General features: G+C 66.0%; 25 protein-coding genes. 11 read left to right on the forward strand and 14 right to left on the reverse strand.

Annotation, left to right across the window (positions count from 1 at the left end; translation table 11 throughout):
- Window positions 1-81 precede the first annotated feature (81 nt).
- Window positions 82-2205, forward strand: a complete 2124-nt coding sequence (locus C449_RS10505; protein WP_006077997.1) for a PQQ-dependent sugar dehydrogenase — start codon at window positions 82-84, stop codon at window positions 2203-2205.
- Between the two features lie 72 nt (window positions 2206-2277).
- On the forward strand, window positions 2278-3957 hold the full coding sequence (locus C449_RS10510; protein WP_006077998.1) for a PQQ-dependent sugar dehydrogenase: 1680 nt from the start codon (window positions 2278-2280) through the stop codon (window positions 3955-3957).
- Here C449_RS10510 and C449_RS10515 read toward each other — a convergent pair whose 3' ends face one another.
- The 5 genes from C449_RS10515 to glpA form a co-directional block, all read right to left on the reverse strand.
- Window positions 3958-5250, reverse strand: coding sequence for an amidohydrolase (locus tag C449_RS10515; protein WP_006077999.1), 1293 nt, complete (start codon window positions 5248-5250; stop codon window positions 3958-3960).
- A 68-nt stretch (window positions 5251-5318) separates the two neighbouring features.
- Entirely contained in the window at window positions 5319-6569 is a 1251-nt protein-coding gene (locus C449_RS10520) for an FAD-dependent oxidoreductase (RefSeq protein ID WP_006078000.1), read from the reverse strand.
- An 85-nt stretch (window positions 6570-6654) separates the two neighbouring features.
- Window positions 6655-8022, reverse strand: coding sequence for an anaerobic glycerol-3-phosphate dehydrogenase subunit C (locus C449_RS10525; RefSeq protein ID WP_006078001.1), 1368 nt, complete (start codon window positions 8020-8022; stop codon window positions 6655-6657).
- A gap of 16 nt (window positions 8023-8038) precedes the next feature.
- Entirely contained in the window at window positions 8039-9313 is a 1275-nt protein-coding gene (gene glpB, locus C449_RS10530) for a glycerol-3-phosphate dehydrogenase subunit GlpB (RefSeq protein ID WP_006078002.1), read from the reverse strand.
- Entirely contained in the window at window positions 9303-11054 is a 1752-nt protein-coding gene (glpA, locus tag C449_RS10535) for an anaerobic glycerol-3-phosphate dehydrogenase subunit GlpA (protein ID WP_006078003.1), read from the reverse strand. Before glpA ends, glpB begins: the two co-directional genes overlap by 11 nt.
- A gap of 338 nt (window positions 11055-11392) precedes the next feature.
- Between glpA and C449_RS10540 the strand changes: the two genes are divergently transcribed.
- From C449_RS10540 to hisG, 5 genes are all read left to right on the forward strand, one after another.
- Window positions 11393-12571, forward strand: coding sequence for a Cdc6/Cdc18 family protein (locus tag C449_RS10540; protein ID WP_006078004.1), 1179 nt, complete (start codon window positions 11393-11395; stop codon window positions 12569-12571).
- Window positions 12572-12747: 176 nt separating this feature from the next.
- Entirely contained in the window at window positions 12748-14280 is a 1533-nt protein-coding gene (gene glpK / locus C449_RS10545) for a glycerol kinase GlpK (protein WP_006078005.1), read from the forward strand.
- 1 nt (window position 14281) lies between these two features.
- Complete coding sequence (locus C449_RS10550; RefSeq protein ID WP_006078006.1) at window positions 14282-15349, forward strand: hypothetical protein; 1068 nt, start codon at window positions 14282-14284, stop codon at window positions 15347-15349.
- A gap of 4 nt (window positions 15350-15353) precedes the next feature.
- Entirely contained in the window at window positions 15354-15533 is a 180-nt protein-coding gene (locus tag C449_RS10555; RefSeq protein ID WP_006078007.1) for a hypothetical protein, read from the forward strand.
- 132 nt (window positions 15534-15665) lie between these two features.
- Window positions 15666-16511, forward strand: a complete 846-nt coding sequence (gene hisG, locus C449_RS10560) for an ATP phosphoribosyltransferase (protein WP_006078008.1) — start codon at window positions 15666-15668, stop codon at window positions 16509-16511.
- Window positions 16512-16569: 58 nt separating this feature from the next.
- Here hisG and C449_RS10565 read toward each other — a convergent pair whose 3' ends face one another.
- Window positions 16570-16944, reverse strand: a complete 375-nt coding sequence (locus C449_RS10565; RefSeq protein WP_006078009.1) for a DUF7473 family protein — start codon at window positions 16942-16944, stop codon at window positions 16570-16572.
- 219 nt (window positions 16945-17163) lie between these two features.
- On the opposite strand from C449_RS10565, the gene C449_RS10570 reads away from it, so the two are divergent.
- Together C449_RS10570 and C449_RS10575 are read left to right on the forward strand one after the other, a co-directional pair.
- Entirely contained in the window at window positions 17164-18114 is a 951-nt protein-coding gene (locus C449_RS10570) for a hypothetical protein (protein WP_006078010.1), read from the forward strand.
- Window positions 18115-18208: 94 nt separating this feature from the next.
- On the forward strand, window positions 18209-18532 hold the full coding sequence (locus tag C449_RS10575; RefSeq protein ID WP_241430107.1) for a hypothetical protein: 324 nt from the start codon (window positions 18209-18211) through the stop codon (window positions 18530-18532).
- 13 nt (window positions 18533-18545) lie between these two features.
- Here C449_RS10575 and C449_RS10580 read toward each other — a convergent pair whose 3' ends face one another.
- Window positions 18546-18965 (reverse strand): RidA family protein, encoded by a 420-nt coding sequence (locus C449_RS10580; protein ID WP_049914131.1) that lies wholly within the window; start codon window positions 18963-18965, stop codon window positions 18546-18548.
- A 142-nt stretch (window positions 18966-19107) separates the two neighbouring features.
- On the opposite strand from C449_RS10580, the gene C449_RS18350 reads away from it, so the two are divergent.
- Window positions 19108-19281 carry a hypothetical protein gene (locus C449_RS18350; RefSeq protein ID WP_006078013.1) on the forward strand — a complete coding sequence of 58 codons (174 nt, stop codon included), beginning with the start codon at window positions 19108-19110 and terminating at the stop codon, window positions 19279-19281.
- A gap of 30 nt (window positions 19282-19311) precedes the next feature.
- On the opposite strand, the gene C449_RS10585 is transcribed toward C449_RS18350, so the two are convergent.
- Window positions 19312-19881 carry a TATA-box-binding protein gene (locus tag C449_RS10585; RefSeq protein ID WP_005045880.1) on the reverse strand — a complete coding sequence of 190 codons (570 nt, stop codon included), beginning with the start codon at window positions 19879-19881 and terminating at the stop codon, window positions 19312-19314.
- Between the two features lie 120 nt (window positions 19882-20001).
- Between C449_RS10585 and C449_RS10590 the strand changes: the two genes are divergently transcribed.
- A complete protein-coding gene (locus C449_RS10590) occupies window positions 20002-20976 on the forward strand; it encodes an RNA methyltransferase (RefSeq protein ID WP_049914133.1) in 975 nt (324 codons plus the stop codon).
- A gap of 24 nt (window positions 20977-21000) precedes the next feature.
- On the opposite strand, the gene C449_RS10595 is transcribed toward C449_RS10590, so the two are convergent.
- The 6 genes from C449_RS10595 to C449_RS10615 all read right to left on the reverse strand — a co-directional run bounded on the left by C449_RS10595 (window position 21001) and on the right by C449_RS10615 (window position 26347).
- Window positions 21001-21876, reverse strand: a complete 876-nt coding sequence (locus tag C449_RS10595; protein WP_006078015.1) for a sulfurtransferase — start codon at window positions 21874-21876, stop codon at window positions 21001-21003.
- 82 nt (window positions 21877-21958) lie between these two features.
- Window positions 21959-22714, reverse strand: a complete 756-nt coding sequence (locus tag C449_RS10600; protein WP_006078016.1) for a helix-turn-helix domain-containing protein — start codon at window positions 22712-22714, stop codon at window positions 21959-21961.
- A 72-nt stretch (window positions 22715-22786) separates the two neighbouring features.
- Entirely contained in the window at window positions 22787-23797 is a 1011-nt protein-coding gene (locus tag C449_RS10605; RefSeq protein WP_006078017.1) for a YeiH family protein, read from the reverse strand.
- On the reverse strand, window positions 23791-23922 hold the full coding sequence (locus tag C449_RS18840) for a hypothetical protein (protein WP_275039168.1): 132 nt from the start codon (window positions 23920-23922) through the stop codon (window positions 23791-23793). Before C449_RS18840 ends, C449_RS10605 begins: the two co-directional genes overlap by 7 nt.
- A gap of 126 nt (window positions 23923-24048) precedes the next feature.
- Window positions 24049-25053 carry an AAA family ATPase gene (locus C449_RS10610; protein ID WP_006078018.1) on the reverse strand — a complete coding sequence of 335 codons (1005 nt, stop codon included), beginning with the start codon at window positions 25051-25053 and terminating at the stop codon, window positions 24049-24051.
- Between the two features lie 58 nt (window positions 25054-25111).
- The gene (locus C449_RS10615) at window positions 25112-26347 is read right to left on the reverse strand and encodes a DUF7282 domain-containing protein (protein ID WP_006078019.1); all 1236 of its coding nucleotides are present in this window, start codon (window positions 26345-26347) and stop codon (window positions 25112-25114) included.
- Window positions 26348-26590 lie beyond the last annotated feature (243 nt).

Genomic DNA, 26590 nt, shown 5'->3' on the forward strand with positions numbered 1-26590 from the left:
CGCCGGCTGTGCCGGCCGAGTCCGTCAGGGCTTTACTCGGACGGTCGTTGGTTTCCTTCACTGAACGGCTCGGTGAATACGATGACAGGTGATCCACGCAACACTGACGTGCACCAGGCGTCCCGCCGCCGATTCCTCGGAGCGGCCGCTGCCGGCGCGCTCGCGGGCGTCGGCGGTCTCGGCAGCGCCGCGGCCCAGTCCGAGCCAGAAATCATCCGGCTCGGCGGCGAAATCGCTGGCTGGCAGGGCCGTGCGCCCGACACGATCGCGGGCGAGACCAACCCCACGCTGGACCTCGAACCGGGAACCGACTACCGCGTGGTCTGGGAGAATTTGGATGGGATGGGCCACAACGTCGCGCTGCTCGACGGCGACGGCGCGACGCTCGAACGCACCGAGGTGATGAGCGAGGAGGGCACGACTCAGTCCCTTACGTTCACCGCGCGCGAGGCGATGGCCGAGTACATCTGCGAGCCGCACAGCGGAACGATGCGCGGAGCGCTCGCTGTCGGTGAAGGTTCAGCATCCGAAACCACTACGACGACCGAATCTCCCGGAGACGAGGCTGGATCCGCCGGAAGTGCGGGCGGCCCCGTCCCGCAGGGGCCGACCATCGCGCTCGAAACCGTCGCCGACGGGTTTCAGGTCCCGACCGACTTCGCAACCGCGCCCGGCGACGATCGCCAGTTCGTCGTCGATCTCCCGGGGCAGATCTACACCGTCGCGTCGGGCGGTGGGCGCGGGGAGCCGTTTCTCGATATCAGCGACCGTCTCGCCGAACGTGTCGGCGAGCGTGGACTGCTCGGGCTCGCGTTCCACCCGGATTTCGACGAGAACCGGCGGTTCTACCTGCGCTACAGCGCGCCATTGAGCGAGGACGCCCCCGACGAGTTCTCGCATACGGAGCGACTCTCGGAATTCCGGGTGACAGAGGATGCGACCGGGGTGATCGAGGACTCCGAACGGGTCCTGCTCGCGGTCGACGAACCCACGAAGTTCCACAACGGCGGGGCGCTCGCGTTCGGCCCCGACGACTATCTCTACGTCTCGTACGGTGACGGCGGCGGATCGAGAGACACCGGCCCCGGCCACGCCGCGGACTGGTACGAGGAAAACACGGGTGGTAACGGCCAAGACGTCGGTGAGAACTTGCTGGGATCGATCGTCCGGATCGATGTCGACGGCGAAACGAGCGACAAACCCTACGGGATCCCCGAGGACAACCCGCTGGTGGGCGATGCAGGCCTCGACGAACACTACGCGTGGGGCTTTCGCAACCCCTGGCGGATGGGGTTTTCCGACGGCGATCTCTACGTCGCGGACGTCGGCCAGAGCCGATTCGAGGAAGTCGATCGGGTCGTGAAGGGCGGCAACTACGGCTGGAACGTCAAGGAGGGAACGCACTGTTACAGCACCGCGAATCCGGGAGCGATCCCGGCCGAGTGTCCGGATTCGACACCGCCGGACGTCCGCGGTGGCGAACCGCTCCGCGACCCCGTGATCGAGTATCCACACGCCCGCGATGGCGAGACGATCGGCCTCTCGGTCATCGGCGGGTACGTCTACGACGGCGCGATCGGTTCGCTCGACGGCACCTACGTTTTCGGCGATTACAGCCAAGAGGGGAATCCACAAGGATCGCTGTTCGCCGCCACGCCCAGCGACGAGGGGCTCTGGGAGTTCACAAAGCTCGAAATCGCCGGTGCGGACGACGGCGAGCTCGGTGGCTATCTCATCGATATCGGCCGGGACGACGCCGGCGAACTCTACGCACTCACATCCGCCGGCGACCTCGGCGGCGCAGTCCACAAACTCGTCTCGGCCGACGAATCGATGGGGATGACTGGAAACACGACCACGGGGACTAACGGAACAACGATCAACGGAACGGCGACGGTCAGCGGAACGACGACTGGCGCAGCCGAGACGACGGTCGGATCGACTGACTCGCCAGCGACGGGAACGACGCGTGAAACACCGACCGGGACGGCCGGATCGGCGACCGAAACGACTGCTATGGCGACGGAGACAACCGCGACGACGACCGCCGGGACGAACGCGACGCCATCGGCAGAATCGACGCCGGGAGGAACCGCCGAAGCGAATCCGGACGGAACGAGCGATGCCGAGGGTCCCGGATTCGGCGTTCTCGCTGCACTCGCCGGGCTGGCTGGCGTCGCCGCGCGTCGATTCGTGCGACGATAACAGCCGCGCTCGCGCGGCATCGTCGACCGCTTTGCGTCAGGTCTTTGGTCGAACGACCACTCGTTGGTGGTAGTGACTCACACGACAGCGACGACGGTTGACGCTGCCGAGCAGGATCGTTCGGAAGTGACCCGTCGCCGACTGCTTCGAACGACCGCGGCCGGTGCGGTCGCCGGAGTGGTTGGGTACGGTGGTACCACCACGAGCGCGACCGCACAGGACGGAGGTCCCGTTCCGACGGGGCCGACCGTCGCGCTCGAACCGATCGCCGAGGGGTTCGAGATGCCGGTCGACTTCGCGACACCCTCTGGCGACGGCCGCCAGTTCGTGGTCGATCGACCGGGACAGATCTACGCCGTCGGCCCGGACGGCCGGCGTGAGGAGCCGTTCCTTGACGTCAGCGGTCGGATGACGCCCGTCGAAGGTGAACAGGGGTTGCTCGGGCTCGCGTTCCATCCCGATTTCGGGACGAACGGGCGGTTTTACCTGCGCTACAGCGCGCCACCGACCGACGCGACGCCCGATAGCCACTCCCACACAGCGGTGCTCGCCGAGTTCCGTGCGAACGGCGACCGGACCGCCGCACGACCCGACTCGGAACGTCGGCTGCTCGAAGTCCCCGAACCCCAGAGCAATCACAACGCGGGCGCGCTCGCGTTCGGTCCCGACGGCTACCTCTACGTCCCGTTCGGCGACGGCGGCGCGGCCAACGATGTCGGCACCGGCCACGCCGACGACTGGTACGACGCGAACGACGGCGGCAACGGTCAGGACGTCACCGAGAACCTCCTCGGATCGATCGTCCGGATCGACGTCGATAGTCGGGCGGGAGACAAGCCGTACGGAATCCCCGACGACAATCCGCTGGTGGGCGATGCAGGCCTCGACGAACAGTTCGCGTGGGGCTTTCGCAACCCCTGGCGGATGGGATTCAGCGATGGCACCTTGTACGTCGGCGATGTCGGCCAGAACCGCTACGAGGAGGTCGATCGGGTCGTGAAGGGTGGCAACTACGGCTGGAACGTGAAGGAAGGAACCCACTGTTTCAGTACGGGCGAGGAGTCGACCGAGTGTCCCGACACGACACCGCAGAACGTCCGCGGTGGCGAACCGCTTCGCGACCCCGTGATCGAGTACCCACACGCCCGCGACGGCGAGACGATCGGTATTTCGGTCATCGGCGGGTACGTCTACGACGGCGCGATCGGTTCGCTCGGCGGTCAGTACGTCTTCGGCGACTACAGCCAGGACGGCAGTCCACGAGGCTCGCTGTTCGCTGCCACGCCCAGCGACGAGGGGCTCTGGGAGTTCGAGAAGCTCACGATTGCGGGTGCGGACGACGGCGAGCTCGGCGGCTACTTGCTCGATGTGGGTCGGGACGACGCCGGCGAACTCTACGCACTGACGGCCGGTGGCGATCTCGGCGGTGCAGTCCACAAGCTCGTCTCGCCCGGCGAATCGACAGGGATGGTCGAAAATGCGACCGGGAGCGCAAACGGAACGGCCGGCGGGACGAACGCAACGGCCGAAACGACACCGGGAAGCGAATCGAACGGAAGCGGCGCGGGCGGTGCGGATGCTGCGGCCGGAACAGCTGGAACGAACGGGACGGGTGGAGCGAACGGGACAGCGGCGGGTGAGGAAGGAGCCGAGACCGGAACGAGCACCGGCTCGGGGCCGGGGTTCGGTGCGATCGCGGTGCTTTCGGGCCTCGCGAGCGTCGTCGCCTACCTGCTCGCGGGCGACGAGTGATCAGGACTCCGCGCGCTCGACCGCCGCCCGTGCCCGGCGCTCGGCCGTCTCGCGGACCGCATCGGCGTCGAGCGTCAACACCTCACGATCACGCATCAGCACTCGGCCGTCACAGACCGTGTGGCGCACGTCGGCCGCAGTGACGGCGTAGACGAGGTGGCTCACGAGATCGTGGTGTGGCGTGAGGTGCGGTGTGTCGAGGTCGACGACGGCGAGGTCGGCGTTTTTCCCCTCGGCGATTCGTCCGGAGTCGAAGCCCGCGACTGCGGCGCTCCCGGCGGTCGCCATTCCGAACGCCGTCGGGGCGTCGACCGCACTCGCGTCTCCCGCGGCGAGCTTGCCGACCATCGCGGCGTCGCGCAGCTCGTCGAACATCGAGAGATCGTTGTTCGAGGCCGCGCCGTCGGTGCCGATTCCCACCGTGACGCCAGCGTCGACCATCGCCTGGACCGGCGCGATCCCGCTCGCGAGCTTCATGTTCGAGGCGGGGCAGTGGACCACGCCCGCACCGCGCTCGGCAAGGATGTCGATCTCGCGTTCGTCACAGTGGGTCCCGTGGGCGATGAAGTCACGTTCTTCGAGCAGCCCGTGCTCCACAGCGTACGCGAGCGGGCGTTCGTCGTGCTCGTCGACGATCGGCTTGACTTCCCCCGTCGTTTCGTTCGCGTGGATGTGGATCGGCACACCTGCCTCGCGCACTCGGGGAACGAACGCATCGAGCTCCCTCCCGTCGACGGTCGTGAGGCTGTGGGGCATGAACGCGGTCGAGACCCGGCCGTCGGCCGCGCCGTCGTACTCCTGGGCCACCCGGAGTCCCGCTTCGAGCTCCTCGCGGGCGGCCTTCTCGTCCTTCCCGACGGTGACCGAGCCGTAGCCGACGCGGGCCCGGAGACCCGCACGATCGACGGCGTCGACGATCGCCCCGACATCGAAGTACATGTCACAGAACCCCGTCGTTCCCGACCGGATCATCTCCACCAGCCCGAGTTCGGCCCCCGCGCGGACGTCTTCGGGTTCGAGGACGTCCTCGATCGGCCAGATGTCCTCGCGGAGCCACGCGTGGAGCGGCTTGTCGTCGGCGTACCCTCGGAGGAGCGCCATCGCAACGTGGGTGTGGGCGTTCACGAGTCCCGGAATCACGAGACCGTCGGTGACGTCGAGCGACGTATCGCCCGCTGGGACGTCGCCGACGGCGAGGATTTCGCCGGTCCCCTGGTCGGCGAGGACGTCCGCGCGTTCGACGGTCATATCGGGGCGGAGCACGCGCCCGCCGACGATTTCGAGCGTCGTCATACCGGTCGTTTCGGCCCCGGTGGTGTCAATTTACGGGTTCGTCGTCGACAGAGGGATGTCCGATCGGTTCACGCACCAGTCACGTCCCGATCGGCGGGCGAACCGGCGTCGAACTCCCGGACCAACTCGTCGAGGACGGCTGGATCGTCGTGACCCGGCAACGGATTGTCGGCGGTCCGACACGCGGCGTCGACGCCCAACCGTTCGCAGACGTGATCCGCGACCGCTTCGGCCATCCGCCGGTGGGTGGTGAGCTTCCCACCGACGATGCTGGTGAACCCCTCGGTGTCGTCGCGCTCCTCGTTATCCAGTAGGAAGAAATCCCGCGAGATAGCGCGTGCGCCCTCGCCTGCCGCCGTCGGATCGTAGAGCGGTCTGACGCCCCAGTAGGTGCGTGCGGGCTCGCGGCCGTCGAGCGCCGGCACCATCGCGGCACACTCGTCGATCATCCGTTCGATCGCTCTCTCCGGCTGTGGATACTCGTCGGGGTCGTCGACCGCGACGCTGGTGGTGCCGAGCACTACCTGGTTCTCGTGTGGGACCACGATGTCGCCGTCGGCCGGCTCCCGGCAGCGGTTGAGTACGGTGTCGAGCCCCTCGTTCTCGACCGCGACCATGACGCCGCGCGTCGGGCTCATCTTCAGGTCGATCCCCGCGAGTGCGGCACATTCGCCGGCCCACGCGCCTGTCGCGTTCACGATGTGGTCGGCGACGATCCGGTCGTCGACCGTCCCGCCGATCGATGCGGCGGTGATCGTCTCGTCCGTGGCTCCGTCCGCGGCCGTGTCAGCGTCGCCGTGGAGGTCGGTCACGGGGGCGTCGGTGTGGATCGCGGCCCCGTGATCGCGGGCGCTCTGTGCGGTCGCGGCGACCAGCCGCGAGGGGTACGCCACGGCGTCAGGGACCCGCATGACGCGCTCGATCTCGGGCGAGAGTTCCGGGATAGCCTCCCGTGCCGCCGACCCGGATCGAACGTCGACCTCGATCCCGAGGTCACGGCACGCATCGCGCTTCGCCGCGAAGTAGTCGGGATCGTCGCCCGGAAGCTGGACGAAGTAGCCGCCGGTGTCGCGGAGACAGTCGCCGGCGATCTCCCGGAGCACGCGGTTTTCGGCAATGCACGCCGCGGCCCCGTCGGCGTCGGCCTCGGCGTAGCGCGCCCCGCTGTGGAGCAGTCCGTGCGAGCGGCCGGTGGTTCCACCGGAGAGGCCGTCACGCTCGGCGAGCACGACGTCGACGCCACGCATCGCGAGATCACGCGCGACGCCGACGCCAGTGGCCCCGCCGCCGATCACGAGCACGTCGGTTGGTACGGACACGACCTCAGTAGGGTTCGACGCCACTTCACTCCGTCAGTCACGGAAGGACGGTGCGTCGTTCGTGGCATCACTCGATGGCCCCACATCACGCCGATGACACCGTATCGTCGACCAACGCCCCCTCAAGGAGTTCGAGCGGATGGCGGATCTCGTAGCCGGTGCCGTGTTCCATCTGCATCGCGCAGGTCGGACACTCGGTCATCCCGGTCTCACCCGTAGCGCTCTCCATGTGCTCGAACATCTCTTCGCCGATTTCCATCGAGTAGTCGTACTTCTCCTCTTTCCAACCGTAGGTGCCCGAAATTCCCGAACAGGAGTCGCCGACATCCTCGACCGTCGCACCGTCGAGATCGGCAAAGAGTTCGATCGCCTGCCGATCGAGTCCCTGGTTCCTGGCGTGACACGGCGCGTGGTAGGCGAACTCGCTCGCGTCGACTTCGGCCTCGGCGAGCGCGCCCTCCAGATCCTCGTGGAGGCGGAGATACTCGACGGCCTCGTAGGTGTGGGCGGCGACCGAGTCGATTCCGTCGAGATCGAACAGTTCTGGGTACTCCTGGCGCAGCGCCATCGAACAGGAGGTACAGGAAGCGACGATGTCAGCCCCGTTCTCGATCGCCGCCGCGAGGTTCTCGACGTTGGTCACCGCGTGTCGCCTGGCGTCGGTGAGCATTCCGTTGGCAAACATCGGCGTGCCCGAACACTTCTGGGGCGGGACCAGCACCTCGTACCCGAACTCCTCGAACACGTGGACCATCGCTTTGGCGACCTCGGGCGTGTTGAAGTTCGAGTAGCAGCCGTGGAAGTACGCGACCTGCTTGTCGGGGTTCTCGACGTGTGCGCCGCCGCGTTCGACCCACCACTCCCGGAAGGTCTGGTCGGCGAATTCGGGGAATTCGCGCTCTTTCGTGACGCCGAGCGTCTCCTCCATGAGCCAGCGTGCGGGGCCGAAGTTCATCGCGCGGTTCGCGAGCCACGGGACCTTCGAGGCGAGCCACGCCGACGCCCGGTAGTTCGCGAGGACGCGATTTCGGACCCGTTCGACGAACCCCTCGCGTCCGTCGCGGACGATCGAGAGCGCCTCGCGTGGCTCGCCACGCCGGAGGGCGGCGAGCGCCTCGCGCCCGAACCGCTGGCTCTCGACGTACTCCCCGCGAGCGGTGTTGTGCATCTGACTCAGCGGGACCGAAGAGGGACAGGCGTCGTCACACCGCATGCAGTTCGAACAGCCTTTGATCGAGTCGTCGATGTCGTGGCCCTCCTTGCGCTTCAGCCGCCACTGTTCGGGCCCTTGAAACTTCGGCCCCGGGAACTCGTCGTCGACCTCGGCGACCGGACAGGACGTATCGCACGTCGAACACTTGTAGCAGTCGTCGGATCCGGGACGGAGATCCATGTTGGTCGTCTCGAACACCTGTACCGGCTCGAACTCGTCCGTGGAATCTGCATCACTCATTGTGGTACCCGTCGAATCACACCGCCTCGCCCGCCGCACGACCGGCAGCGTAGCCGGTCGCGAGCGAGATGCCGCTGCCCGATTTCTCCGCCGCGAAGTCCGCTCCTCCAAGGACGCCCCCGGCAGCGCGAAGGTTTTCGTACTCGATGCCCCCGTCGGCGTCGAGCGGTCGTAACTCCCCATCGACGTCGACGCCGAAGCGTGCGAACGGATGGTCACCGAACGCCTCGTCGACGAACCACTCGTAGCGATCGTCGGGGTGGGGAACGTGACAGTCGAAGACCGGTTCGATCACCCCTTCGCGGTCGGAGTCGATCCCCTTTCCGACGAGGCCCCCCGTCGCAAGGATGAACTCCTCGGCGTGGAAGGGCGCTCGCTGGCCGTTCCGATCCACGTAGACCGCCTGTATCCGCTCGCCGTCGGCCTCGAAATCCACCACCGGGTTCCCGGTCGTCCGGCGGACATCCGCATCGTCGAGTGCCGCCGCAAACAGCCTTTCGAGCCGAATTCCGGGAAGACTCGGCGGTCCCATCGGCACCTCGAAGACCGGAACGTCGAGGTGACGTTCGAGCGTTGTCCGAACCTCGCTCGACTCGTCGTCACCGAGCACCGCCGGGAACCCCACCCGTTCCGTGCCGTCGAGGTGAGGTTCGACCGCCGCGGTGAGCGCTCGCCGCGCACCAGCCGTTCCGGTGGCCGTCTCGACCGCTTCGTCACGGTCGAGCGCGCGCGCAAAGCGCGTCACCCGCGAATCCGCTCGGAAATCGCCGGGAAACGGAACCGTAACGCCGCGTGTCGCCGCAGGGACGCCGGCGGCGTCGAGGTGGTCGGCGGCGAGCGGTGCGTCGAACGCGGTCAGGGTCTCGAAGCCTACGAGCAGCGCTTCCCGGGGGTCGCTCGCCAACCCAGCGGCCGTGCTCTCGGGATATCGGGCAGTCGGCTTTACCGTCCCACCGTGGGTCGGCACGAGCGCGTTCGCGTCGGTGTGATCGCCGTAGTAGGCGTCACCGACCACCTCGTCGAACAGAGCGAGTCCGTCCCGCACCGAATCGACGCCGACCAGTTCGTAGGGATGGCCCGCCGGCAGGGTGGCGAGTGCGTCGAACGGCTCCGCGACTAGCTCACCGTCCGGGGTGTACCCCAGAACGTCGACGAGGCCGCTCGCGTGCCGGAGCGTACTCTTCTTGTGGGAGACCAGTCGCACCCGCGCACCCTCGCGGGCCGCCTGGAGCGCGCTCGTCATTCCGGCGAGGCCGCCGCCGACCACGAGCACGTCGTCCTCAATCGCCACGGCCGCCTCCTGTCTCGGGGTTGCTACACTCGTCCTGACCGCCGTCGGTCGCTGTGTCGGCGGTCGACGTGGACGGCCCCGCGTCGAATCGGTCGTACTCGACGGCCTCCTCGCCAGCCGCGGGGTCGCGGTCGCGGTTCATCGTAGTGGCGTGGAGCGCGTGATTCAACATCGCCTGGGAGAGCTGTTCGCCCCAGAGCGCGTGGCGCTGACCCTTCCAGCGCTCGGCGTAGAGGTCATCGAGCGCGGCTCGCGTGGTGGCCTCGTCGTGATCGGGATGGAGCAGGGCGGCCATCCGATGGGCACAGAACCCACCCTGACAGTTCCCCATCGAGGCCCGAGTCCGGATACGGGTGGCGTTCAGGTCGGTGCCGGCATCCACGATGGCGTCCTCGAGCTCGGCGCGCGTGACCGCCTCGCACGTACAGACGACTGGGTTCGGATCGTCGGTCTGTAGCACGTCGTCGGCCTTGCTACCGAGCCGCTCGGTGCTCCGGCGACCAATGGGCGATCGCAGCCCGAACACCTCCATGTAGTCCCGAAGTACCGAGAAATCGTCGCTTCCCGGCAGCGACTCCTCGGCGGTCCGGCACGGAGCGTCGACACCGAGCTTCTCGCAGACGTGATCGGTGATCTGCTCGGCCATCAGTCGGTAGGTCGTGAACTTCCCACCCACGATGGTCGTCATGCCAGCGAGATCATCGCGGTCGGCGTGATCGAGCAGGAAGAACTGGCGGGTGATGTCCGTCGGATCCATGGTACCGGTGTCTGGCGGTTCGTACAGCGGGCGGACACCCCAAAACGAGCGGAGCGTTCGCGCCTCGCTCAGGATCGGCACGAGCTCCGAGAGGGTGTCGATCATCATGTCGACCTCCCACTGCTCCTCGGGGTAGTCGTCGGGATCTTCGACCTCCTCGTCGGTCGTGCCGAGAATACAGGCGGTCTCGTGGGGCACCACGATGTCGGCGTCGCCCTTCGGTCGACATCGATTGACGACCGTATCCACCTGCCGACAGTTCATCACCGTCATCACCCCTTTCGATGGGCGGACTTCGACCTCGACGCCCGCCATCGCCCCCAACTGTCCGGCCCACGCACCAGTCGCGTTCACCACGTGATCGGCCTCGATGCGTTCGGTCGTTCCCGGCTCGCGGTGGATGCGCTTGCCGGGACCACTCTCGTGGCGCACCTCGACGCCCCTGACCTGTCCGCTCTCGACGAACACGTCCGTGACCTCGGCGTGGGTTTCGATGCGCGCACCGTGTTCCTCCGCGTCGGCGGCGTTCGCCACGCAGAGCCGGAACGGATCGATGGCCCCGTCGGGCACCCGGATCGCACGCTCGACGTCACGCGCGAGATACGGCTCGATCTCGCGAGCCTCCGCACCGGTGAGTACTTCCGCCGGAATGTCACACTCCCGACAGCCCGCGAGTTTCTCCTCGAAGTACTCGTCGGGATCGCCGGGTTTCTGGACGAACAGCCCACCGGTCATCTCGACCGTATGGCTCGCGATCTTCCGGAGTACGCGGTTCTCGTCGATACACTCGGCGGCGCTTTCCTGATCCGAGACCGCATATCGCCCGCCGCTGTGGAGCAGCCCGTGCATCCGACCGGTCGTTCCGTGAGTGAGGTTGCCTCGTTCGACGAGCGTGACGTCGACGCCGCGCATCGACAGGTCACGGGCGATACCACAGCCGGTCGAGCCACCCCCGATGACGAGGACCTCGGTTTCACGTCCCATCCAATCGTTTCGGTGATAGCCCTGTCACCACTTTACTTTATCGGGCATTCCGACACCAGCAGTAAAATTTACTTCTGCTATGTTATTTGATGACGATTGCCTATCCAGAATGTCACGGCTGACAGGAGTGATCCGTCGATCCGACAACGGTTTCGTCCGGAGGCCGAGTTCCGCACTCGTCGGTCGCGCACGCAAAGTTTATGCCTTCCTGCGGACGCTTTACCCCCGGAACCGCGCTATCGGTAAACAACTCCCCGGACGGGCCGAAAACGTCGACCCCCACCGTCCCGTGGGGCCACCGATAGTTCCGAGCGGGGCGACAGCCGGTGACGACCACGATGGACCTCACAGCCCGTATCCGCCGACGACAGCGCTCGGGGAACGACTCGCGGCTGGTGCTCGATCACGATGCGATCAGCCCCGTCGCCCACCTCGGAGAGCCGACTGGTCGAGGATCGGTACTCGAACGCCTCCTCGATTACGTCGATCCGGTGTTCGACGGGGAGCTCCCGCCGAACGCATACGTCTGGGGTCCCCCCGGAACGGGGAAATCAGCGGTCGTCACCGCGCTGTTCGCCCGACTCGGGCGGCTACATTCGCCGTCGAGATCGGTCATCCACACCTCGACCCGTGGCGGGACGGGTGCGACGCCCGATCTCGTGTACGTCGATGCGCGCCACGCAAGCAGCGATTTCGGGCTGTACCGGACAGTGCTCGACGCAGTGCTCGACGAGTCCGTACCGGAACACGGCGTCGGCACGGACGCGCTTCGCGCGCGCCTGACGGAATACCTCGCGCCCTACGAACGTCGCGTGCTCATAGCCGTCGATCACGTCGGCGAGCGCGGAGCGCGCCCACTCTCCGAGATCGTGGCGGCGTTCGCGGACGACGAGTCGCTCTCGTGGCTCGTCGTCGGACGGCCGTCGCCGTCGACGCTTCCGGATTCCGTCCGGCCACCGGAACACATCGAGGTGCCCGCCTACCGCGACCTCGCGCTGGTGGACGTGCTGACGGCTCGTGCGTCGGAAGGAATGGCTCGCCAAGCCGTCGAGCACGAACAGCTCCGACGGCTCGCGAGCTGGGCCGACGGCAACGCCCACGACGCGCTCTGTGCGCTGTTCGTTGCGGCGGACGAGGCTGTTGCCGAAGGGAGCACCCGGCTCCGCGAACGCGATCTCCGCACCGGGATGAACGCCGTTCCCCGCCCGTCGGTCTCGCTCGGACGAGTGTTTGCGCTGCCGGACAACCGCCAGCGGGTGCTGCGCCGTCTCATCGACGTCGATGTGGAGCAACGGTCGTCCGTCGACGCCGCGGCCGATGCCGTCGTCGCATCGCCGGACATCGATCTGTCGGCAGGAACCGTGAAACGCTTGCTCTACGAGATCGCGAACGACGGTATCGCCGAACGTGTCGCCAGCGATCGCACCTCCGAGAGCGTCGGCCGACCACCGAGCCGGCTCGAACCCCGATTCCCGACTGCAGTCTTCCGGCGACTCTACGATCTGTCGAACGCGTAGCGCACTGCGGTATCGTGGTTGCGTCACCCACGTGCCGATCAGGACGGCGTCCCGTCGTCGATTCGTCGAAAGTACCCAAGGATTTATAATGGTACACTATGGTGTTTACGGACGAAGCACCGCCACTAGTAAATAATGGCTGGATGGGCTCCAGAATCAGACCGAAGGAACACCACATGACATCCGATACATACGTCGGCGCGATCGATCAGGGAACGACCGGCACGCGGTTCATGATCTTCGACCACGGCGGCGAGGTGGTCGCACAGGCCTACGAGAAACACGAGCAGATCTATCCCGAACCGGGATGGGTCGAGCACGACCCCGTAGAGATTTGGGAGAAAACCCAAGCTGTCGTGACGGAGGCACTCGACACTGCCGGGCTCGACGCCGGCCAGCTCGAAGCGCTCGGGATCACTAACCAGCGCGAGACCACGATGATCTGGGACCGTGATTCGGGGTCGCCGATCTACAACGCGATCGTCTGGCAGGACCGCCGGACGACCGATCGAGTGGAGGAGCTCGAAGAAGCGGACAAAGTCGAGGACATCAGAGCGAAGACCGGCCTCGAAGCCGACGCGTACTTCTCGGCGACCAAGGCCGAGTGGCTGCTCGACAACGCCGACCCACTCAAGACCCAGCGCGCCCAACCGGCAGACCTCAGGGACCGCGCCGCCGCCGGCGAACTCTGTTTCGGGACGATCGACACGTGGCTGATCTGGCAGCTCACCGGGAATCACATCACGGACGTCACGAACGCCTCCCGGACCATGCTGTTCGACATCCACGACATGGCGTGGGACGACGAACTCCAGGAGGAGTTCGATGTCCCCGGTGAGATGCTCCCCGAAGTCCGGCCGTCCTCGGACGACGACTTCTACGGGACGACCGACGCCGACGGGTTCCTCGGGGCGGAAATCCCGGTCGCGGGCGCACTCGGCGACCAGCAGGCCGCGCTGTTCGGCCAGACCTGCTTCGACGAGGGCGACGCGAAGAACACCTACGGCACCGGCTCCTTTTTCCTTCTCAACACCGGCGAAGAGGCCGTCGAGAGCGACCACGGCCTCCTCACGACGGTCGGGTTCCAGCGCTCGGGCGAGCCCGTCCAGTACGCGCTCGAAGGCGCAATCTTCGTGACGGGGGCGGCGATCGAGTGGCTTGAAGACGTCGGTCTCATCAACAACGCCGCCCAGACCGCGGACCTCGCCCGCTCAGTGGACTCGACCGACGGGGTGTACTTCGTGCCTGCGTTCACCGGCTTGGGTGCACCTCACTGGGACGGGCGTGCGCGCGGGACGATCGTCGGGATGACTCGCGGCACCGGCAAGGAACACATCGTCCGCGCGGTGCTCGAATCCATCGCGTTCCAGACCCGGGACGTCGCCGAGGCGATGGTGGCGGACGCGGGTCTCGACATCAACAGCCTGAAAGTCGACGGCGGCGCGGTGAAAAACGACTTCCTCTGCCAGCAGCAGGCCGACATCGTCGGGACGGAGATCGTCCGACCCGAGGTCGACGAGACCACGGCACTCGGCTCGGCGTACGCCGCCGGCCTCGCCGTGGGGTACTGGGACGACCCCGAAGAACTACGGAACAACTGGCGGGTCGACCGCGAGTTCCCCGCCGACGACGATGCGGACGTCGACGGTCGCTACGAGCGGTGGAGCGAGGCGGTCGAACGGTCGCGCGACTGGGCGCGGGAGGCTTGAGATGGAGCACCTGCTGCTGCAGATCCCCGTCATCGGAGTGGAAGTCGAGCAGTTCGTGGTCCTGCTCATCGCGGCGCTCGCCGGTGGTGCGTTCGGCGCAGCCCTCGGTGCGCTGCCCGCGTTCATCTTCACCGGGTTCGCCGTCTTCCTCGGCGAGGGACTCGCGATCCTCGAAGGTAATCTCGCCAGTGCCGGCGGTATCGAGGGCGACATCGCCACCGGCGTGACGGGTACGATCGGGTTCGGGATGGTCTTCGGCCCGCATATCGCCTTCGCTGGCGGGGTGGCGGCGACGGCGTACGCCGGGAAGAAGTATCCCGAGATGAACCCCGCCGGGTGGGACTACCACTTCGGGAAGGACATCCTGTACGCGTTCGGGACGAAACCCGACATCCTCGCAGTCGGTGCCGTCTTCGGGGCCGTCGGGATGCTCATCAACCAACTCGCAGCCGGGATCGGGTTCCCGACCGACGGGATCGCGCTCTCGGTGTTCCTGACGGCGATGCTCGCCCGCGTCGTCTTCGACTACCCGTTGATCGGTCCCAGATCCGGGTCCTCCATCTTCGACATGTCGCCGTTCGAGCGAGAGGAGGAGCGCGCGGTGGCGGACGGCGGGACGGAAGTCCGGCTGGCGACCGAGCCGTGGCTCCCTCACCAGTACCAGTGGTCCGGCGTCGCCGTGATCGGTCTCGTCGCGGGGCTTCTCGGTGGGTTCATCTACATCGAGACCGGCAGCATCTTCCTCGGCTACGCGTTCTCCGCGATGAGTCTCCTCTTTCTCAATCTCGGCGTCGAGAAGATCCCGGTCACCCACCACATCACGCTGTTGGGATCGGTGGGTGCCGTGATCGCGACCGCGATGGGCACCGGCCCGGTCGTGGCGCTGCTCGCTGCCGGTGTCTTCGGCACGATCAGCGGGCTCTTCGGCGAGGTGACCCAGCGGATCTTCTACTCGCACTCGGGGACCCACGTCGATCCGCCGGCGATGGCGATCGCGCTGTCCATGTTCATCGTCGGCGTCCTGTTCCTCCTCGGCGTCATTCCCTCCTCGGGCTACTTGGGGCTCTGAAACCATGTCACACGTCGCAGAAAAACCCGAACTGTACGTCTGTCGGGACTGTCAGAGCGTGTTCGTCGGGGACGTCTCGGAAGGATCGACCCCTGAAGACCACACGTATAGCGCGCCCGGAGAGTGTTCCGGGTGTGGAAACACCGAGTTCATCGAGATCGAGGAGTACCCACACTTCGGCTGAGAGACTGATATCCTGGTCGAGGGATGTGATCGCACGACGCGAATGCGTTCCCCGAGCCGTCGCTCGGAAACGGCGGTGGACGAGTACTGAGAGTAACGAAAGGTAGTTGCTTCGCGAACGCCGGGATCGAGTATGCGCATCGCAGTGCCCAACAAGGGCCGCCTGCACGATCCGACGATCGACGTGCTCGAACGCGCCGGGCTCCACGTTGCCGACGGCGCGGATCGAAAACTCTACGCCGAGACGGTCGATCCCGAGGTCACAGTCCTGTTCGTTCGTGCCGCCGACATTCCGGAGTACGTCGCCGACGGCGCGGCCGACGTCGGGATCACCGGGTTGGATCAGGTTCGCGAAGCTGGCGTCGACCTGCACGACCTGCTCGATCTCGGCTACGGCACCTGCCGGCTCGTGCTCGCCGCCCCCGAGAAAAGCGCGGTTGAGTCGGTCGACGATCTCGCCGGCGGCACCGTCGCGACGGAGTTCCCGAACGTCGCCCGCGACTTTTTCGCCGAGCGAGGGATCGATCCCGCGATCGTGGAGGTCTCTGGTGCGACCGAGCTCACGCCCCACGTCGACGTCGCCGACGCGATCATCGACATCACCTCGACAGGGACCACGCTCGCGGTCAACAACCTCGCGATCGTCGAGGAGGTACTCCAGAGTTCGGTTCGGCTGGTCGCCCGCCCCGACGTCGCCGACGACCCGAAAGTCGAGGAGGTCGCGACCGCGCTCGCGTCGGTGATCTCGGCCGACGACAAGCGCTACCTGATGATGAACGTCCCGACCGACCGGCTCGACGACGTTCGCGAGGTCATCCCCGGTCTCGGTGGCCCCACCGTGATGGACATCGCGGGCGACGATGCAGTCGCGGTCCATGCGGTGGTCGACGAGGACGACGTCTTCACGACGATCAACGACGTCAAAGGAATGGGCGCGAGCGACGTCCTTGTGACCGAGATCGAACGTCTCGTCGAATAGCGACGGCGTCGCGAACCCGATCGGCGGGAACGAGCGACGAGTCGTTCGATCGGATTGGTCAGGTCGGGGCGGTCCCGAGGAGACGAACGAGGCTGAGCGTCGCGATCGTCAGGAGGATGCTGACGACGAGATGGACGAACGTGACGAGTCCCGTCGTTCGATATCGGAGCCGATAGACGTATCGGATGACGACGAAATCGACCGCGAGCGCCACGACGAACGCGATCGCTCCGTACTGCTGGAGCAGGAGGACGACCACCGCGATGGCGACCCCGACGATCCCCGCCCGACGAAGCGGCACGTCACCGAGGACGTTCCGTGCGGCGATGTGGGCGGTCACCGAGTAGACGACCGCGAAGAGAACGAAGCTACCGAGATAGGCGAGCGGACCGCCAGCGGTCGGCGAGACCTGTAGCACGGCGGCCCCGATCATGGACGACGATCCGCCCCGCGGCGGCTTGTGTCTGGCTATTTCCGTCGGTGGGGCGTCCGGCGAGCACGAACGACGCGTACGCTGCCGGCTGTGAATCCACGCAAAGACACGCCACCACGAGGCGGCGCAGTTCGGCAACTTCGTTCGGAAGGCAGATCGTGCCAGTTCAAGGAGTATCGAGGCACAGAACTATATTCAACGTGCCGATAGCTCCACGTGATGGCGGATACGATCCTTCTTGGAATTGCTGGCGTGGTGATTTTCCAGTTCATCCTCGGGCTTTTCATCTACATGGACGCCAATCGGCGCGAGCTCGATCATTCTGGAATGTATTTTTATGGAGTCTCGATCCCGATTGTCGGATTCCTTATCCTTGCAGCGTATCTCTCGCGCCGCGAGGAGTTGCCGACCCAGGATTTCGCCCCACCAACGGCAACCGAAACAGCAACCGACGGGGTCTGGACCATCGAAAACCGAGGGCTTCGCCGACTTCCCCGCCGACTCGTGTACACCATCCAGGACGGACAAACACTCTGGCGGGTGGCAGTCACCGGTCCGCCGATCCTGTTGACGCTCTCCGCCCTTGTGGATGCACGCATTGCCACCGCGTTGTCCGGGTTCTGCTGTCTGTTCTGGCTGACGTATTTGGGCACCGCCAATGCGTTCACCGACACGACCATCCGACTCGATCCGGCGGACGGCACGATTCAGATGACGTGGCGGGGCGGAGACCATCCACTCTCACCGAGCGGTTCCGAACAGGAGGTCGATCTCGCCGGCGTCCAGCGAGTGGAACTCCGTCGCGTCGGTACGCAACCGCTGGCCATACTCCGGTACGAAGCCCGATTTTCCGTCAAGCCGAGAGCGGTTCTCGTTCCCGCCAGCCAGTTGGATGTCCTTCGAGAGCTGTTCGCCTCTCACGACATCCCGATTCGTGATCGCATCGAAGAAGGGACCAGCAAAGCCGTCGTCCGGCGACGGAACGCGGAGGGGCTGATCTCCCTCGTCATCATCCCGTTCGGTGCCGGAGTCGTCTGGCCGCAGTTCTTTTTCATAGGGCCGGTGGTAGCTCTCGCGTTCTTCATCGCACTGTGGCTCGTAGTGAAATGGTCCGTCGGCATGTTCGACCGCATCCGATCCCTCCTCACAGCGTTCTCTGATCAATACTGACGACTGAATCGTAGGCTCCGGAGACTGATCGTGTCTCCGAACGTCTTCGCACACTTCCCACATGCATATGTATGAACAGTGCTACTGGTTCGGTATGAGCACCCCTACCGACGACGTCGGGTCGATCTCGCTCCGGCGCGCGGACTTCCTCGCCGTGCTCTGGGCTGCGATGGGTATTTTCTGGCTGGTGAGCGCACTCGGAGACGGACTTCCAGCCAAACTGCTCTCGGCCGACACATTCTTTATCGCCAATGGAATCTTCATGTTCGGGATAGCAGTGTACTATCGCCGCCGGCCCGATTCCGTCCGCCGAGGACACGAACCGACTCCGACGTCGTGGCTCGTCCTTGGCGGTGCGGTGATCGGCGTGCTCGCACTCTTCTTCGTCGTGGTGGTGGCAGTCCAGGCTGGAATCTGAACGGATCGAACGCCTACTGCTCTCCCGCGTGCTCGGAGCCGTCAGCCCCGTCCACGACGGCGGTGGCCTCGACTTCCACAAGCAGGTCGGGATCGATCAGCCGCGCGACCTCGACCATGCTGGTCGCGGGGCGAACGTCGCCGAAGACTTCTCGATGAGCTGCACCGATCGCTTCCCAGTCGTCGATATCGGTGACGTACAGCCGAGTGCGAACCACGTCCCCGATCGCCGCATCCGCGTCTTCGAGCGCACGCTCGACGTTCGAGAGCGCGTGGACGGTCTGTTCGTACGGATCATCAACACCGACGATCGCGCCGTTCTCGTCGGTAGCGGTCGTCCCCGAGACATGAATCTGGGGTCCGGCACGCACGGCGCGCGAGTAGCCCACCTGCGATTCCCACTCGGTACCGGTCGAGACGTGCTCGCGGTTCATCATACCGCCCATCCGGCAGGCAGGAACAAAAGTATCGCAGCGTCACCGCTGCAACGACATCGATCGAGGCCTCGCTGGTGCGATCGTATTGCAGGCATTTGCAAACGATAGGTACATGATGGCATACAACATATCAGTTGGTATGACCAGGGCCGACGATCTCAGACGGGAACGCGACGCCGAGAATCGAGATCAGGATCGGTACGCGTGCGAGAACTGTGGACTGGCGCTGGAGACCGAAGACGCGTGTCCGGAGTGTGGCAGCACCAGTATCGTACCGATGGCGGAGATCATCAACCCGGAGTTCAGGGAGTGAGACGGCCGCAGAAATCGCGACAGAGAAGCGTTATCCGTCGAGGAGACCAAGATCGTCGAGTCGGTCGGTGATCTTGTCGACCGCGTGTTCAGCGTCGGCGGGCTCCTTCCCACCAGTGATGACGAGCTTGCCCGAGCCGAAGAGCAGGGCGACCACTTCGGGGTCGTCGAGCCGGTAGACGAGACCGGGGAACTGTTCGGGTTCGTACTCGATGTTCTCGAGACCGAGGCCGATCGCGATCGCGTTCAGATTGAGGGTTTTCTGGAGATCGGCGCTCGTGACGATGTTCTGGACCACGATCTCGGGGTCGTCCTCGACACGGATTTCGAGGTCGCGGAGCTTGTCGAAGACGATCTCCAGACTCTCGTGGACGTCGGCGGTGCTTTTCGCCCCGGTGCAGACGATCTTGCCCGACCGGAAGATCAGCGCGGCGGATTTGGGCTCCTGGGTTCGATAAACCAGGCCGGGGAACTGTTCGGGGTCGTAGTCAGCCCCTTCGAGGTCCATCGCCACGCTCTGGAGATCGAGCTCCTGGCCGATACCCGTCGACGCCACAACGTTCTCGATGTTGATCGTCTCCTTGGGGTCTTGGGCAGACATGACTCGTCTTAAAGCTCGTATTTAAGGCTTATAAAGATTGGTGTCGCAGCCTGATAGGTCGTGGTGACGACCGCTCCGCCGATCAACAGCGTCATACTCTACACCGACCCAGCTTCGCGCGTGTACGTGTTCGAACTCGGCGGGGAGGACGACGCGTTCGCCGCCCGCGAGGCAGCGAGCGCGGCGACCGATGTCGAGGTCGTCGCGCCGGGACTCGCGCTCGCCTGCGAGGTCGAACACGAACGGGTCCGAACGCTCGCGTACACTCACCGGGCGAGTCGGCTGATCGGTCGAACCAACGCCACCGTTTCGGACGCCACGGCACTCCTCGGCGACGCGGCGCTCGACGTCGAAGGAACGGTCGCGGTCCGGGCGCGCGACGTGCGCCGCACGACCGGGATCGACACCCCGACCGTCGAACGACGCCTCGGTGGCGTACTCACCGACCGGGGGTTCGCGGTCGATCTCGACGACCCCGATCACGAGCTCCGGGCGCTGTTCGCGGACGGGACCTGCGTACTCGGGTGGCTCGTCACGGAGAGCGTCCGGGACTTCGGCCCGCGCAAACCCACCAAGAAACCCTTCTTCAAACCCGGGTCGATGGACCCGTTGCTCGCACGCGCCCTCGTCAACATCGCGGGCGCGCGGTCCGGACATCGGCTCGTCGATCCGATGTGCGGCACAGGAGGTATCCTCGTCGAGGCGGGGCTCGTCGGGGCGTGCGTCGTCGGCTTCGACACCCAGGCGACGATGGCCCGCGGCGCGGCGCGAAATCTCACACACTACCTCGACGGCGAAGGTGGTCCCGGATTCGCTACCGCGCAATCCGACGCGACCAGACTGCCGCTGTGTGACGACGCGGCCGACGCCGTCGTGTTCGACGCACCGTACGGCCGCCAGTCGAAGATCGAGGGCGATCTCGATGGCGTGGTGGCCGGTGCGCTCACGGAAGCACGGCGGATCGCCGACCGGGCCGTGGTGGTCGGCGATCAGCCGTGGACGACTGCGGCGCGCGAGGCGGACTGGAACGTCGAGGCAACCTTCGAACGACGGGTCCACCGCTCGCTGGTGCGCCACATTGCGATCCTCGGCTGAGGCGCAGATCGCCGGTCTCGAACCCTACTCGCGGCGCATCTCGGCACGCTGGCCTTTCTCGATCGACGCGCCGACCGTGTTCCCCCACTCGACCCACGAGCCGTAGTAGTTGCGAACGTCGTCGTAACCGAGGAGTTCGCTGAGGACGAACCACGTCAGCGCCGAGCGTTCGCCGATCCGACAGTAGGTGATGACCTCGGTCTCCGGATCGAGGCCTGCCTCCTGGTACAGCTCTCGGAGCTCCGTCGCGGGTTTGAAACAGCCGTCGTCGTCGACGACCTGGCTCCACGGGACGTTCACCGCCCCCGGGATGTGGCCGCCGCGCTGAACGCCCTCGTTCCAGCCTGGCGGAGCGAGGATCTCGCCGCGGTACTCCTCGGGGGTGCGAACGTCGACGAGCGGGACGCCACGACCCATCGCGTCCTCGACGTCCGGCCGGTCCGCTCTGACAGCACCGTTCGTCGCCGTCACCTCGTACGATCGACCGGTGAAGCGGGCCACGTCGGTCGTTACTGGCAGATCACGCGCCCGCCAGCGATCACGGCCGCCGTCGAGCAGGCGAACGTCGTCGTGGCCGTAGTAGACGAACAGCCAGTAGGCGTAGGCGGCGAACCAGTTCATCATGTCGCCGTAGATGACGACCGTCGAGTCAGCGGTGATGGCGGCGTCGCCGAGCAGTCGTTCGAAATCGGTCCGCGTCGGGACGTCGAAGGTCGTGGCATCCTGGAGGTCGCGCTCCCAGTCGATCTTCGTCGCTCCCGGCACGTGGCCCGCGTCGTAGTTGCTCGGATCGATGTCGACCTCTAGCAGCCGAAGCGATGGGTCGTCGCGCTCGAACGCAGCGAGTCGCTCGTCCACCCACGCGGTCGAAACGAGCACGTCGTTCGCGTAGTCGCTCATCCGGTGAGCCACCTCGTATCGCGAGACGCATTAACCTCGTGGCGTCGGGTAGTTGCCCGGTTCGACCGCCGCCATCGAGGGCTCACTCGCTCGTCTCCCGGTCTCGGAGCCATCGATCGTCGGTCGCGTCCCCGACGCACCGACGCGCGAGCCGGGTTTCGGCCTGTCGGAGCCGATAGGAGAGCGTCGACCGCGGCACCGAGAGCTCGTCGGCGAGGTCGTCGAGGGTCGTCGCCCGTGGTGTCTCGTAGTACCCGCCCTCGACGGCGGCGCGCAACGCCGTCCGCTGCTCGTCCGGCATCGAGAGCGTCGTGAGCGAGTCGCGTTGCCAGCCGTCGGCGTCACGGAGATGCCCCATCCGAAAGGAGAGCCCATCGCGGAGGCGCGCGCCGATCTCGTCGTAGAGCACCCCCACCCTCGCGTCCGAGCGCATCAACACCCGCCACTGGTGACGCGAGCCCTGACGGCGGGTTTCGAAGACCAGCCCCGACGGGAGATGTTTGCCGGCGAGCGTATGAACCGACTCGCACTCCGCGATGTCTTCGAGATACGTGTAGATCACGAGCTCGTCGGCGGATCGTTCGAGCACGTCGTGATACCGGGCCGCCTCACAGTCCCGTTCCGTGATCGACTCCCCACATTTCGTCCCGTCGAAACGAACGTCCTCGATCCGATCGAGCGCACGCTCCGGCCCGGAGATCCGTTCGATCCGCCAGAACCGATCCTCGGTCACGAAGCCGTCGAGCGAGTGCGCCACGACCGACGGCCACTCGATACAGACGTCCATGATGGGGTCGGCTCCAGCGTCGTAGTCGATAGCGAACGTGAACTCCCGCACTCGTGGAGACGAGTTGGCGCTCGACAAAAGGGTGCCGTCCGTGGACGGTCGAGAGACAGCCAGGGGTGGGACTCAGAACAGTCCGTTGACCACCAACAGGACAGTAGTGCTGACGACGACCAGTCCGACGAGCACCACGAGGACTGGCCGGTAGCCGGTCGAGCGGAGTTCGTCGACATCGATTTCGAGTCCGAGTCCCGCGAACGCGAGCATGAACGCCCAGTCGGCGGCGTGCGAGAGCGACGTGATCGCGGAATCGCCGAGGAGGCCGAGGTTGGCGACGAGCATCACCCCCAGAAACCCGAGGACGAACTTCGGAAACGTCGCCCAGAGGTGAGTCGCTCCACCGGCAACGCTTTCGGCGGCTCCCGATCCCTCCGTCCGTCGGGCGTAGTGGAGTGCGTAGCCGATGGCGGCGAGCCCGATCAGCGCGTTTCGGGTGAGTTTGACGAGCAGTGCCCACTCGCCGGCAGCCTCGGAGAACGCGAACCCGGCAGCGGTCACGGGCCCGGTGCTGAACATCGTCAGCCCGGCCCAGATGCCGAAGACGGTATCGGAGAGCTGGAGCGCGTGGCCGACCAGCGGGTAGACGAACAGCGTCGCCGCGTCGAACAGCAACACCGTGGCGGCGGCGTAGGCGATCCGGGTTTCGTCGGCGTCGATGCTTTCGGCGATGGCGACGACCGCCGACACGCCACAGATGCTCGATCCCGCGGCGAGCAGCGATCCGGTCTCCTCGTGGATAGCGAACACCGCGCGGGCGAGCACTTCGACGACCACGAGGGTCGCGAGAACGGTGCTGACAACGAGTAACAGGATGCGAGGCCCGGCGGCGAGAACGCGATCGAGCGCGACGCTCGCGCCCATCACCACGATACCGGTTTCGAGCCAGACGGTGTGGGTCCCGACGCCCGGCTGTGTCCACGAAGGGACGCCGTAGGTGTTGGCAACGACGATTCCGATGACGATCGTCACGATGAGATAGTTCGCCGAAGGCACCACCGATGCGACGGTACGGGCGGCGAGGCCGATCGCAACGAGCGCCAGGAGTCCCGGCAGCAGCCGTCGTATTCGCCTTACCACGGAATCGACACTCCCGCTCGGACGATCACGACGAGAACCCAGCCGAGAACGACGGCCTGCCAACCGCTATCGAGGCCGGTCCACCATCCCGCGACGCCGGCGATCGCCGGCACGCTATCGTCCATCGTGTCTCCAGGTCAGCCAGGGACGGTCATACGCGTTCGTTCGTCGTGCGACAAGGTTGGCGCACGACGAACTGCAGGTTGTGGATGAGCCGATCGAGAGAAGATGGCGGGACGTATCGCCACGGACTACCGATCGAGTTCGGCGAGTAGGTGCGAGAGATGAAGTCGGTCGTTGGTGCCCTCCGCGAGATCCATATCGATCTCGCCCGCGATTCGGTGGAGCGCGGCGGCGTCCGGACCCACCGACCGTGATCGTGCGACACGGAGGAGTTCGGCGAGGACCTCGCCGCCGTCCATCCCCTCGTCGACGAGCAGGTCGTCGAGGGTCGACCGGGCGTCGGTGAACTCGCCGTCGGCGGCCTCGGTGATCATCGACTCGATCCGGTCGTCGCGGCCAACGGAACCGAGCGCGTCGTAGGCGGCCTCCATCGTGATCTCGCCGACATCCTCGGCGGTGGTCTGTGCCCCCAAAATCGCCCGCCGGAGATCGCCGTCGGCGGAGGCAGCGACATATTCGAGACCGTCCGCGTCGTGAGTCACATCCTCGCTCGCGACGATCCGTTCGAGGACGCCCACGATCTCGTCGGTGGTCGGCGCGCGCATCGCGATCGAAAAGCACCGCGAGCGGATCGGCGGAATCAGTTTCGAGGGCTGGCGTGTCGCGATGACGAACTGCGTCGTCCGGTGGTGGCGCTCCATCACCCGCCGGAGCGCCTGCTGGAAGTCCTCACGGATCCCTTCGGCGTTATCGAGGAGCACTGTTTTGTATCCGCCAGCCACCGGCGCGTAGCTCGCCGACTCCGAGAGCACGTGTTTGATGAGATCGGCCTTCGAGGAGTTGCGCCGGCGCTTCGGCGTGATGAACGACGAAAATCGGGGGTCATCGCTCACTTCCTTTTTCGTCCGGCCGAAGACATCGGCGACGTTCAGTTCCACGAGATCGTTGTCGGGATCGGCGTGCGTTTGCTCGGCGAGCGCGCGCACCGCGGCGGTCTTGCCCGCACCCGGTGGTCCGTGGAGGATCAGGTTCAGCGGTTCGTCGATCGCGCGCTCCAGCGATTCCCGGACCGAAGATTGGGGAAGATCGGCGAGCGCCGGCGCGTGCGTGTCGGTCCACAGCGGCCCGTCCATCGATGAGTGGTCGGGACGCCACGAAGATGAATCGGTCGGTCGTGGGCCGGGTCGCCGATTACTGCCCGGTGACCGCGACGAGCACCACGAAGACGGCGAAGACGAGTGCGAGCACCGGGAACAGCGGGTTGTCGAGGATGCCCTCACGGCCGTCGCTCCCGCCGCCGTAGGCGGTGGTCTCGTGGTCCGATCCGCTCGCAGGATCGGGAGTCGACGTGGCTGGTTCGGTCGCCTCAGTCGTCTGGGTCGTGGTTGGTGTCGGTGTGTCCGGTGTCGGCGTGGTCGACGATGGCTGTGGGGCGGTCGTAGTGGATTCGACTGGTGTCGTCTGCTGCGTTCCGTTCTCGGTCGTCGGCTGGGTGGTGACGTTCCCCGATGGCGTCTCGGTCGTGTCCGGCGCTTCGATGGTGACGACGCCCGAGTCGTTCACCGTCCCATCGTCGGTGTACGGTTCGTCCTCGCTCCCGTTGGAAGGCACGTACTGGAACTCGCGGTCACCATCGGAGTCGCTGTAGGCGGCCGCGCTGAGACGCACGCTCCGATCCTGTGCCGTGGCGTTCAGGCCGGAATCGTCGCTACTGACCGGGACGGTGACGTTCGTGTAGCTGCCGGGTTCGAGGTAGTCGGTGGCCCCGATCGCACTCTCGGTTGCGTTCGAGTCGTTGTACAGACTCCGATGCACCCCGACGTAGCCGCCCTCGGGGAGCGTGACCGGCCCGACGGTGACGGTCGAGCCGTTCGTGGTTTGATTCGGAAACGCGAGCGTCGCGTTCGTCGGCCGTTCATCGGGCGGAACCGTCACGCGGACGCGCTCGGCGACCGGCGATCCGTTCGCGGTGTACGACCCGTCGGTATCAGCCGCAACCAGCCCGTCGAACCGGTCGTCGCCGTCGGTGTCGCGGTGGAGCGTGGCGACCAGCGTCGTGTTCGTGCCGAGACGGCTCACGTTCGCGTCGGCCCCGGGAACGCCGCGCAGCGTCACCCGTCCCTCGTGGGTGCCAGCACTGAGCGGCAGGCTCACCCCGACGACCGAACCGTTCGGCCCGGCCGCTTCGAGCAGGACGAACCCACCGTCGGGGAGGGTAGCGGCTTCGATAGCAATCGACCGGCCGTCACGCGTCTGGTTCGCGACGGTGATCGAGGCGTTCGTCGTTGCATTCGTATCGTCGGCTTGCAACGCTACTCCGTCGGCCGAAATCGCAGGCACGCTCCCGGCAACTCCCGTCGTCATCGCGAGGGCTGCCGCTGCGAGTACGGCGAGCAGGAGGGCGCTGCGTCGTCGAATCGAAGTCATGCGAACAGCTCCGCCGGGGCGAACGCCGCGTGGCGGGCGGTCGCCCTCGTCAGCGTCATCAGTTCTGGAACGAGAGGGACGGTTAAAAGCCCGACGATGTGCCCGACGGGCGTCAGCCATCCGGATTACGCGGACTATGCGAACCCGTTCGGTGGCGGTCGTCGCGGTCGGTGAATGGTCATTGATCCCGCTGTCGCGTGCGGCACCGACGACCGACAGTCATTCGCCTCACAGTATCACCCG

It is taken from the genome of Halococcus saccharolyticus DSM 5350 (genome assembly GCF_000336915.1).
Classification (GTDB): domain Archaea; phylum Halobacteriota; class Halobacteria; order Halobacteriales; family Halococcaceae; genus Halococcus; species Halococcus saccharolyticus.

Coding starts and splice junctions, on each gene's coding strand:
- C449_RS10610 (WP_006078018.1), bottom strand. CDS start 25,053: ATGGACGGGCCGCTGTGGACCGACACGCACGCGCCGGCGCTCGCCGAT.
- C449_RS10580 (WP_049914131.1), bottom strand. CDS start 18,965: ATGAACCGCGAGCACGTCTCGACCGGTACCGAGTGGGAATCGCAGGTG.
- C449_RS18840 (WP_275039168.1), bottom strand. CDS start 23,922: ATGGACGATAGCGTGCCGGCGATCGCCGGCGTCGCGGGATGGTGGACC.
- C449_RS10595 (WP_006078015.1), bottom strand. CDS start 21,876: ATGAGCGACTACGCGAACGACGTGCTCGTTTCGACCGCGTGGGTGGAC.
- C449_RS10555 (WP_006078007.1), top strand. CDS start 15,354: ATGTCACACGTCGCAGAAAAACCCGAACTGTACGTCTGTCGGGACTGT.
- C449_RS10575 (WP_241430107.1), top strand. CDS start 18,209: ATGAGCACCCCTACCGACGACGTCGGGTCGATCTCGCTCCGGCGCGCG.
- C449_RS10565 (WP_006078009.1), bottom strand. CDS start 16,944: ATGATCGGGGCCGCCGTGCTACAGGTCTCGCCGACCGCTGGCGGTCCG.
- C449_RS10515 (WP_006077999.1), bottom strand. CDS start 5,250: ATGACGACGCTCGAAATCGTCGGCGGGCGCGTGCTCCGCCCCGATATG.
- C449_RS10505 (WP_006077997.1), top strand. CDS start 82: ATGACAGGTGATCCACGCAACACTGACGTGCACCAGGCGTCCCGCCGC.
- C449_RS10570 (WP_006078010.1), top strand. CDS start 17,164: ATGGCGGATACGATCCTTCTTGGAATTGCTGGCGTGGTGATTTTCCAG.
- C449_RS10540 (WP_006078004.1), top strand. CDS start 11,393: ATGGACCTCACAGCCCGTATCCGCCGACGACAGCGCTCGGGGAACGAC.
- C449_RS10525 (WP_006078001.1), bottom strand. CDS start 8,022: ATGAGTGATGCAGATTCCACGGACGAGTTCGAGCCGGTACAGGTGTTC.
- C449_RS10615 (WP_006078019.1), bottom strand. CDS start 26,347: ATGACTTCGATTCGACGACGCAGCGCCCTCCTGCTCGCCGTACTCGCA.
- hisG (WP_006078008.1), top strand. CDS start 15,666: ATGCGCATCGCAGTGCCCAACAAGGGCCGCCTGCACGATCCGACGATC.
- glpA (WP_006078003.1), bottom strand. CDS start 11,054: ATGGGACGTGAAACCGAGGTCCTCGTCATCGGGGGTGGCTCGACCGGC.
- C449_RS10585 (WP_005045880.1), bottom strand. CDS start 19,881: ATGTCTGCCCAAGACCCCAAGGAGACGATCAACATCGAGAACGTTGTG.
- C449_RS18350 (WP_006078013.1), top strand. CDS start 19,108: ATGACCAGGGCCGACGATCTCAGACGGGAACGCGACGCCGAGAATCGA.
- C449_RS10550 (WP_006078006.1), top strand. CDS start 14,282: ATGGAGCACCTGCTGCTGCAGATCCCCGTCATCGGAGTGGAAGTCGAG.
- glpK (WP_006078005.1), top strand. CDS start 12,748: ATGACATCCGATACATACGTCGGCGCGATCGATCAGGGAACGACCGGC.